The organism is Nonomuraea sp. NPDC001684, assembly GCF_053596515.1.
Genome location: NZ_JBSFGJ010000430.1, coordinates 1 through 7,952 on the forward strand (window position 1 = coordinate 1; position 7,952 = coordinate 7,952).

The window sequence follows — 7,952 nt, forward strand, 5'->3', positions numbered from 1 at the left end:
ATCCGGCACACGCCGACCAGGTACCAGTATTCGCGGTGGACCAGGCTGGTCTCACGTCGAGACGGTGAAGGAGTGGCGGTCGAATTTCACCTGCCCGACGAACCAGGTGCTCACCGGTCGCAGCCACTACGGCGATGAGAACGCCGACACCACGTACTACTGCAGCTTCATCTTCATCAACGGTGAGCAGGTCATGGTGTCGCTGCTCGACTGGAGTACGGAGAAGAAGGAGAAGGACTCCTTCTACGAACCCGCGCTGGGGAGCACCGCGATCGCCGGGCGGATGCACACCGGTGACGAGAACGGCATGACGCGGTACCGCCCCGCGACGCTGTTCTGGCAGGGCCGGCAGGTGCAGTTGATCAGCAAGACCTGGAGCGGCATCTACAAGGAGAGCAACCACTCCTGGACCGCTGGACACAACCAGGTCATGACCGGCCGCCTGCACCTCGGGGACGAGAACGGCAAGACCCAGTACCAGTACTCGACGGTGACCTTCGCGGGCTGAACCCACAGACGTACTGGCACGAGAAAGCAGGAAAGACGATGACGAATCACCGCACGACCGTGTCCGCCGCGCTGGCCGTCGCCGCGCTGGCGGTCGTGACCATGAGTTCTCCCGCAGCGGCCGCCGATTACACGATCGAGGTCCGGGCCGGTTACACCAAGACGATGCCGTCCGAGACGAACTCCCAGTTCATCTGCCCGGTGAACCAGGTGCTCACCGGCCGCAGGCACTACGGCGATGAGAACGCCCCGACCACGTACTACTGCGGAACGATCTACATCAACGGGCAGAAGGTCTTCGTGCACTCCGGTGACTGGACCCAGCCTCGCAAGGAGAGCGAGGGCTTTATCGTCGCCCCGGCCGACCATGTGCTGGTCGGCAGATGGCACGAGAAGGACGAGAACGGCCCCACGAGGTACCGCACCGCCGCGCTGTACTGGCAGAACCGCCAGGTGAAGGTGACCGGCCCGATCTGGAGCGACCAGTACAAGGAGAGCAGCCACACCTCGATGGCGCCCTCCGACCAGGTCATGACGGGCCGGGTCCATAACGGCGACGAGAATGGCAAGACCCAGTACCAGTACTCCAAGCTGGTCTTCACGGACTGACCCGAGGCCACGCTGCGACATGGCTCTGCTCCTGCGCGGCCAGGGCAGAGCCTGCGCGCGAACGGTGTCCTCATCGGCGGCCACCGGGCGCGCGATCACGCGACGGTGTTCCCCCCGGCCGAAGCCAACACGATCATTGCCCGCCGGTACCGGACCGAACTGGGTTGCCCTGGCGGACGATCTGTTGCAGCTTCTGCCCTTGGGCGTCCATCAGTCTTCGTACTCGGACCGGTTCTCCCACCGCGCCTCCTCGCGCCAGCCGGACGTGTAGGACACATCCAATCGCCGATCAGAAACGGCCGGCTCCTCCCCGGCGGGTGTGGCGGAGCCCGCGACCGTCGCTTCGGTCGCCGCGTCGGGGAGCTGCGACTCGGCCCATGGCGGTGGGCTGAACCAGGCCCGGCGTTCGTCCTTGTGCCACTCCCCGTCCGGGTCCGCCACCATCGATTCGAATTGGCCGTCCTTCGTGAACGGCGGGTCCGATCAGCAGACCGATCACGAGACAGCTCGTGGTGGCCATGGCCGCACCGCCGAGCGTCCAGCGCATCCAGGTCGGCAGCAGAGGGTTGAGCGCGGCCCAGGTCGCAGCCGCGATAGCGACCAGGAGCAGGACGAGGCCGAGCGTGCGCAGCAGTCGTCTGCGCCGTGGCGAAGCCACGGAGGCGTCCGGCAGGAGGGCTGGGGGAGGGGGTTGCACGGGTTCCGGAACGGGTGCCGCCGGAACACCGGGCGTCGTGGTTCGGGTGGAGGCAAGGGCCGCCCACCGCGGCGGAGGCGCCGATGACGAGCAGTTCCGCCGCTTGGCGGCAGAGCTGGACCGGGTGACCAGCGGTCTGCCTGGACCGGTGATCCTGTCCGACCGCCCGGTACGGCCCGGCAGCCTCGTCCACTACCGGTACGGCGTCTTCCACGCCAAGTCGGTAACGCGGGTGGTGACCGTGGTCAGGGAGTCGAGGAAGCGCTCGACCGCGACCATCGTCGTCCGCCACGCCGAGACCCTCGCCCGGCTGACCGCCGTGGCTGGCCCGGCACACCCCGTCGCCGCCCTGACCCCCGAGCACTACGCCGCGGTGATGGCGTGGCCGCAGATGTGGGTGGAGACGGCGAGGGTACCCGCTTCGTCGATGATGTCGGCGGTGGTGGCGAGCTCGTCCATGAGCTGGTCGACGGCACGGGTCGGCTGTCACGCGCGAGGGGGCGCGAGTTCCAGCTCGATGAAGTAGATGCCGGTCATGATGGGGGCGAAGTCGGCGACGACGTCCTTCGCGTAGTCACCGCCCTTGCGGAGCTTCACGGCGAGTGGGCGGCCCTCGTAATCGGCCGTGATTCGATAACGGCCGATGGGGACGTCCTCCAGGCCGGAGCCGTCTCCGTTTCGCGTCGCCATCCCGACGATCGGAGAGCCTTCGGAACCGTCGATCAAGGGGCCCTCCGGAGTGAGAGTGAGTTGTACCTTCTCCTCCTCCGGGAACGTGTCGAGGAAATCGGTGATGTCGAAGTCGAAGAGCACCTTGCCGCCGTAGAAACCGAGATCATCGGGCTTTTTGCCCGAGAGTTTCCAGGTGAAGTTCCTGATCGCGCCGGTCGGGCCGGCGAAGGTGGCGTCGTCGTCGGGTGCCAGGCTGAGGGTGTAGTCCTGGCCGTTGTACTGCTTGGTCACGCTTGCCGTCGCGTGGAAGGTCGCCCTGACGTCCGTGTCGAGCCGGTAAAAGCCGTCGCTGTCCGTTCTTATGACCGCGTTGCTGTTGTAGAGCAACTGGTTGTCGGCGACGACCTCGGCACCCTCGATGGGGCTGCCCGCCGCGTCGACCACGCGCCCCTTCAGCACGCCGGGTTCAATGTTGCCCATGGTCACCTGACCTTCGTTAGTGGCGCCGCATCCGGTGAGGGTCATCAGCAGGACGCAGATCATCAGCCGTCTTCCCATGTCGCAGAACGTTAAGATCATCGTCTTGCAGGTCACTTGGAAATGACATCCGGATTTGTCGGTCTTGATCGACAACATCCGCTCGGAAGGGGGCCAGCGCGTCGGCCACCGAGGGCAACCTACGCCGGGGGCGTCGACAGGGCGTCAGCGCATTCCCTCGCAGATTCCCGGCGTCAGCCTGCGGCACTGCCCGGGTCGTCGTTCCCCAGCGTGCCCTCAGCGGCTGCGAGGGTTTTGTGGACGACACCGACGGAGACCTTAACGCCGGCGGCGATGGCGCGGACGGATTCCCCGCGCTCGCGCCGGGCGAGGATCGCGGCGCGCTTGTCGGGCGGAGCGAACGGCCCTGATGCGGGCGATGCTGGTTGAAATGGCGTTCATAGGCGGCCAGAACTGTACGCAGGTGCCGTTCACCATAGATGATCAGGTGGTCGAGGCATTCGCGTCGAAGTGTGCCGACGACTCGCTCGGCGAACGCGTTCGCCCGGGGCGAGCGCGGCGGAATCTTCAGGACGCGCACGTCCGCGCCGATGAGCACCTCGTCGAATGCTCTGTCGAACTTGCCGTCCCTGTCCCGGATCAGGAACCGGAACCTGTCGGCTCGCTCGCCCAGTCCCATCAGCAGATTGCGTACCCGCTGCGCCGTCCAGGCGCCGGTTGGATTTGCCGTGGCACCGAGGATGTGCACGCGCCGTGTTTTGATCTCCATGACGAACAACACGTACAGGCGCTTGAGGAACACCGTATCGACGTGGAGAAAGTCGCATGCCAGGATGCCGGAGGCTTGAGAGATGAGGAACTGGCGCCAGGTCGGTGAAGCCCGGCGCGGCGCGGGCCCCAACCCCGCCGCCGCCAGGACCCGGCGGACCGTCCCCTCTCCCACCCTGTAGCCAAGACCGAGGAGCTCACCCTGGATGCGCCGATGTCCCCAGCGTGGATTTTCCCGAGCCAATCGGACGATCAGATCGCGGATCTCTTCAGAGATTGGGGGCCGGCCCTGTTTGGCGGGGTAGGTAGGTCCACTTCTTCTTGACCAGCCTGCGATGCCAGGCCAGCAGCGTGCCGGGCGTTACGATGCGATGCAGTCGAAGACGTGCGGGTAACAGTCTTGCCAGCGCGGCCAGCAGCGCCCGATCGGCCCAGTCCGGCCTGGGCTGGGGACCTGGCGACGCAGCACCGCGACCTCATGCCGCAACACCAAGATCTCCACCTCTTTGGAGGCACTACCCCGTGCGAGCAGCACCAGCCAGCCGAACACCCTGACCACCAGCAGATACAGAAGGCGAAACAGCACGAGAGTCAAGCCTAGAAGACCAGGTCAGACCCGCTGCAATCAGTTCTGGCACCGGACAGGCGTCCTCAGGGAGTACGCGCATGCGGCTTGACCTGGACGGATGAGTAATCGGCACCCGCACAGGTCAGATGCCATGGACGAGTTTTGGCACCGCACAGCCTTGAGTCCAAGGCGCCAACGCGCACAAAAGTCACATACGGGACAGCAGTTCAGCCTTCCGCCGTGACCTGTTCGATCATGGGAGCTTGTACGGCGGCCAGCACGGCGGCGGCGAAGGGCAGGGATTGATGCGTGGCTCCCCAACCAATGCCGAACACCACGGAGGCGGGATCGTCGTTGGGGTTGGAGAGGGCCTGGTGCCCACGGATGCGCAGCCGCAATGACCCGCGAGCGTCCTCCAGTGCATGCCACTCGACGCCCTCGATCTCGGTGATCGGGTAACGTTGGTCACCTGCCGTGTACTTGGCCGGGGAAGCTCCGGACGCGAACCAGGTGAAGGTGACAGCCTGCCCGTCGAAGGCGGCCTCACCGTCCCATGCCTTGAAACTACGCGGCACCGAAGGACCGGCGATCAGGAACCGCTCAGCCGGACCGCGCTGGGACAGGGCCGCGCGCACCTCGTTGGCATACTGGTCGGCCAGCGTCTTCGTGGCGGCGGGCAGCACCAGCCGGTACGGATCGAGCGACTCCTGGAGCTGCCCCGTTGCCGCGGACATGACCGGATCGGCTCCCTGTCGGGGAACCACCCGCAACGCCACCCTGCCGCGCGCACCAGGCTCCAGCATGACATCGGCCAGCGCGTCGTACGGCACGAACCGCTCTCCGAGCTCCATGCTCAGTTTCGACGCCTTACCCGGTTCAGGCGTAATGTGCAGCCCACCGTCCTCGAACTCCCACGCGCAACCTCGCCCCTTCAGTACGTCACCCATGCAAGCAAGGATAGGTGCCCGAACACTGGCGGCTACGCAGACGGGCGACCACCGCGACGAGCCGGCCGGGCCTGCGCACGTCGCCGGCCGCCACGTTCGGCTACGACGACTACGGCGACTTCTGCTGGCGCACTTTGGAGGAGCAGGAAGCGGTCGACCTGTCCAGGTCGCGGCGCTTCGAGCAATGGCATTCGCCGGTGACGGTCTCCATGGCGGTCGACCGTGACCGCAGCATGGTGACGCACGGCCACCCCCTCCCATGTCGGCCACCGAGATGATCGGTTCTGCGGCTGCCGGAAGCTCCATCCATGCAGTTCAAGCCGCATATGAGTGGTCTGTGAAGGCTGCAGCCGAGGTTGTCTGCCAAATTTCCGACCTGATGTGAGGGATGACGGCTTGTCGTGGTCGGCAGGATGGTCGCGGGCGTGCTCGGTGCGTGCTCGTACGCCCCGAAACGTGCCGTCAGAACCCGGCATTGCCAGACATGCAAAGCGCGCTGAGGCGGCATGAACTGCCATCAAGCGGCACCGTGCGGCACTAAAAGATCTTGCTTCTAATCCGACGGTCGCAGGTTCGAATCCTGCAGGGCGCGCTTTGATCATGGCCTGACCTGTGACAACTCGGCGTCGGATGCGTTCTAGAATTTCCGTCTAGCGGTTGCGTGCTCCGTGCGTGCTCGGTTGCACCGACCCTGCACACACCGTGATCATCCGCCATCCCCGAGCCTGTGCGGCAAGAGCAGCGGCCCCGCCTCGCCGCGAGCAGGCGGCGAGTTCGGGGCCGGATGCTTAATCCGACTGTCAGTTCCTCAACGAGACGACTCTCCCGGCATCGGCCTGGTCCTCTTTGCCGAACAGCAGGGCGGCGGTCTTCTCGGCGGCGGCGGTGGCCACCTGTGGGTAGACGGAGGTGTAGGTGTCGGCGGTGAACGCGCTGGAGGTGTGGCCCAGTGTTTCCTGCACCACCTTCATCTCTACCCCGGCCGCCAGCATCAGCGAGGCCGCGCCGTGGCGGAGGTCGTGGAGGCGGATGGGTGGCAGGCCGGCCAGGTAGGCCAGCCACAGGAACTGGTCGGAGACGTGCTGGGGGTGCAGGCGGGTGCCGTCGGGCTGGGTGAACACGAACCCGGTGTCGCCCCATGCCTCGCCCATGGCCAGTCGTTCCTGCAGTTGCTGCTGCCGGTGGGCGCGCAGGACTTGGGCGGTGTCGGTGTCCAGGGCGATGGTGCGTACCGAGGCGTCGGTCTTCGGGGTGCCCTCGTGGATCTGCCAGGCCAGCTGCACCAGCTGCCAGTTCACCGTCAGACTGTGGCCGTTGAGATCGACCTCCTTCCACCGCAGCCCGCATGCCTCGCCCCGGCGCAGCCCGCGCAGCGCGACCAGCTGATGCAAGGCGAACAGCCGGTGGGTTCGTGCTTCTTCGAGGAACAGGCGGGTCTGTGCGGGTGTCCACACCATGACGGGGGAGGGGCGGGGCACGCTGGTGTAGGCGTCGATGGGATCGACCCGCCGTCCGCCCCGGCGCTGCTTCTCCGCCCGCCGGTAGGTGTGGAAGTCCTGCTGCCAGGCGCGGACCCGGTCCTCGGTCCACACCAATGGCTTGGGCCGGACATGGGCGGGCATCTCCAGCACGGCGGCGGGATTGAAGTCGACCAGCCGATCCTGTCGCATGGCCATGTTGAGCGCGTGGCGGAGTGTGGCGCGGATGCGGTGCATGGTGGCGATGCTGACCGGCCTGTACGGTGCCAAAACGGTGAATACTGTTGCTGAGCTGGGCTTTCCTAGGGTGATCAGGCTGCTCTGCGGCACTCGTTGATCAGTCCTGTGACGGTCCTTCGGCGGTGGATCCGGGTGGTCATGTCGATCGCCTCGCTGGGGTCGTGCAATGGTGGGCGGAGGGAACGGCTCTGATGTGGGCGACGGTGGTTGAAATGGTGTTCGTACTCAGTCAGGACCTTGCGTAGGTGCCGCTCGCCATGGATGAGCAGGTGGTCGAGGCACTCACGGCGTAGTGTTCCCACGAACCGTTCCGCGAACGCGTTTGCCCGGGGTGACCGGACGGGCGTCTTGATGACCCGCACGCCGTTGGCGGTGAACACTTCATCGAATGAGGGGGAGAACTTGCCGTCACGGTCCCGGATGAGGAATCTGAAGGCGCCGGCGCGTTCTCCCAGATCTATCAGTAGGTTCCGGGCTTGCTGGGTGGTCCATGCGCGCGTTGGGTTGGAGGTGAGGCCCAGCAGGTGCACGCGGCGTGTCTCGATCTCCATGACGAACAAGACGTACAGGCGCTTGAGGAACACAGTGTCTACGTGCATGAAGTCGCACGCCAAGATGCCGGAGGCTTGCGAGGTGAGGAACTGTCGCCAGTTCGGCGAGGTCTGGCGTGGTGCTGACCCAGGCCGGCCGCGGCCAGGATCCGGCGGATCGTGCCTTCTCCAATCCGATGGCCGAGCCCGAGCAGTTCGCCCCGGATACGCCGGTGCCCCCAGCGGGGACTCTCCCTGGCCAACCGGACCACCAGATCACGCAGCGTATCCGGGACCGGCGGACGCCCGGCCGCGTTCGGGTAGGTCCAGCGTTGGCTGACCAGGCGGCGGTGCCAGGACAACAAGGTGCCCGGCGTCACGATCCGATGAAGGCGAAGCCGCATGGCATCGGCACTTCGCGGATTTCTGGACGCCGTA

At 66.0% G+C, this 7,952-nt stretch carries 11 protein-coding genes and 1 pseudogene; 5 read left to right on the plus strand and 7 right to left on the minus strand.

Features of this window, described 5'->3' with window-relative positions:
* Window positions 1–64 precede the first annotated feature (64 nt).
* Both ACWCSD_RS42540 and ACWCSD_RS42545 read left to right on the plus strand, forming a co-directional pair.
* Entirely contained in the window at window positions 65–508 is a 444-nt protein-coding gene (locus ACWCSD_RS42540; RefSeq protein ID WP_449923606.1) for a hypothetical protein, read from the plus strand.
* Between the two features lie 38 nt (window positions 509–546).
* Window positions 547–1,116, plus strand: a complete 570-nt coding sequence (locus tag ACWCSD_RS42545; protein WP_449923609.1) for a hypothetical protein — start codon at window positions 547–549, stop codon at window positions 1,114–1,116.
* 210 nt (window positions 1,117–1,326) lie between these two features.
* On the opposite strand, the pseudogene ACWCSD_RS42550 reads toward ACWCSD_RS42545, so the two are convergent.
* Window positions 1,327–1,572 (minus strand): annotated as a pseudogene (locus ACWCSD_RS42550) (hypothetical protein); the annotation flags it as partial.
* Window positions 1,573–1,634: 62 nt separating this feature from the next.
* On the opposite strand from ACWCSD_RS42550, the gene ACWCSD_RS42555 reads away from it, so the two are divergent.
* Window positions 1,635–2,339, plus strand: coding sequence for a class III lanthionine synthetase LanKC N-terminal domain-containing protein (locus ACWCSD_RS42555; RefSeq protein ID WP_449923612.1), 705 nt, complete (start codon window positions 1,635–1,637; stop codon window positions 2,337–2,339).
* On the opposite strand, the gene ACWCSD_RS42560 is transcribed toward ACWCSD_RS42555, so the two are convergent.
* From ACWCSD_RS42560 to ACWCSD_RS42575, 4 genes are all read right to left on the minus strand, one after another.
* The gene (locus ACWCSD_RS42560; RefSeq protein ID WP_449923615.1) at window positions 2,300–3,079 is read right to left on the minus strand and encodes a carboxypeptidase-like regulatory domain-containing protein; all 780 of its coding nucleotides are present in this window, start codon (window positions 3,077–3,079) and stop codon (window positions 2,300–2,302) included. The two genes, ACWCSD_RS42555 and ACWCSD_RS42560, sit on opposite strands and share 40 nt — an antisense overlap.
* Window positions 2,982–4,088, minus strand: coding sequence for an integrase core domain-containing protein (locus ACWCSD_RS42565; RefSeq protein ID WP_449923637.1), 1,107 nt, complete (start codon window positions 4,086–4,088; stop codon window positions 2,982–2,984). The genes ACWCSD_RS42560 and ACWCSD_RS42565 overlap by 98 nt, the downstream gene beginning before the upstream one ends.
* Window positions 4,089–4,112: 24 nt before the next feature.
* Window positions 4,113–4,346, minus strand: a complete 234-nt coding sequence (locus tag ACWCSD_RS42570; RefSeq protein ID WP_449923618.1) for a hypothetical protein — start codon at window positions 4,344–4,346, stop codon at window positions 4,113–4,115.
* Window positions 4,347–4,546: 200 nt separating this feature from the next.
* Window positions 4,547–5,266: a DUF4429 domain-containing protein gene (locus ACWCSD_RS42575; protein WP_449923621.1), complete on the minus strand. Its 720-nt coding sequence runs from the start codon at window positions 5,264–5,266 to the stop codon at window positions 4,547–4,549.
* A 14-nt stretch (window positions 5,267–5,280) separates the two neighbouring features.
* On the opposite strand from ACWCSD_RS42575, the gene ACWCSD_RS42580 reads away from it, so the two are divergent.
* Window positions 5,281–5,544 carry a hypothetical protein gene (locus ACWCSD_RS42580; protein WP_449923624.1) on the plus strand — a complete coding sequence of 88 codons (264 nt, stop codon included), beginning with the start codon at window positions 5,281–5,283 and terminating at the stop codon, window positions 5,542–5,544.
* A 522-nt stretch (window positions 5,545–6,066) separates the two neighbouring features.
* Here the strand turns inward: ACWCSD_RS42580 and ACWCSD_RS42585 are convergent.
* Together ACWCSD_RS42585 and ACWCSD_RS42590 are read right to left on the minus strand one after the other, a co-directional pair.
* Entirely contained in the window at window positions 6,067–6,981 is a 915-nt protein-coding gene (locus tag ACWCSD_RS42585) for a site-specific integrase (protein ID WP_449923628.1), read from the minus strand.
* 74 nt (window positions 6,982–7,055) lie between these two features.
* A complete protein-coding gene (locus ACWCSD_RS42590; protein ID WP_449923631.1) occupies window positions 7,056–7,568 on the minus strand; it encodes an integrase core domain-containing protein in 513 nt (170 codons plus the stop codon).
* An 83-nt stretch (window positions 7,569–7,651) separates the two neighbouring features.
* Here ACWCSD_RS42590 and ACWCSD_RS42595 point away from each other — a divergent pair.
* On the plus strand, window positions 7,652–7,952 hold a 301-nt coding region (locus ACWCSD_RS42595), incomplete at its 3' end, for a hypothetical protein (RefSeq protein WP_449923634.1).

Bases quoted from the DNA above. Each gene is read 5' to 3' on its own strand.
- ACWCSD_RS42545 (WP_449923609.1), top strand. From the start codon at position 547: ATGACGAATCACCGCACGACCGTGTCCGCCGCGCTGGCCGTCGCCGCG.
- ACWCSD_RS42555 (WP_449923612.1), top strand. From the start codon at position 1,635: ATGGCCGCACCGCCGAGCGTCCAGCGCATCCAGGTCGGCAGCAGAGGG.
- ACWCSD_RS42575 (WP_449923621.1), bottom strand. From the start codon at position 5,266: ATGGGTGACGTACTGAAGGGGCGAGGTTGCGCGTGGGAGTTCGAGGAC.
- ACWCSD_RS42585 (WP_449923628.1), bottom strand. From the start codon at position 6,981: ATGCACCGCATCCGCGCCACACTCCGCCACGCGCTCAACATGGCCATG.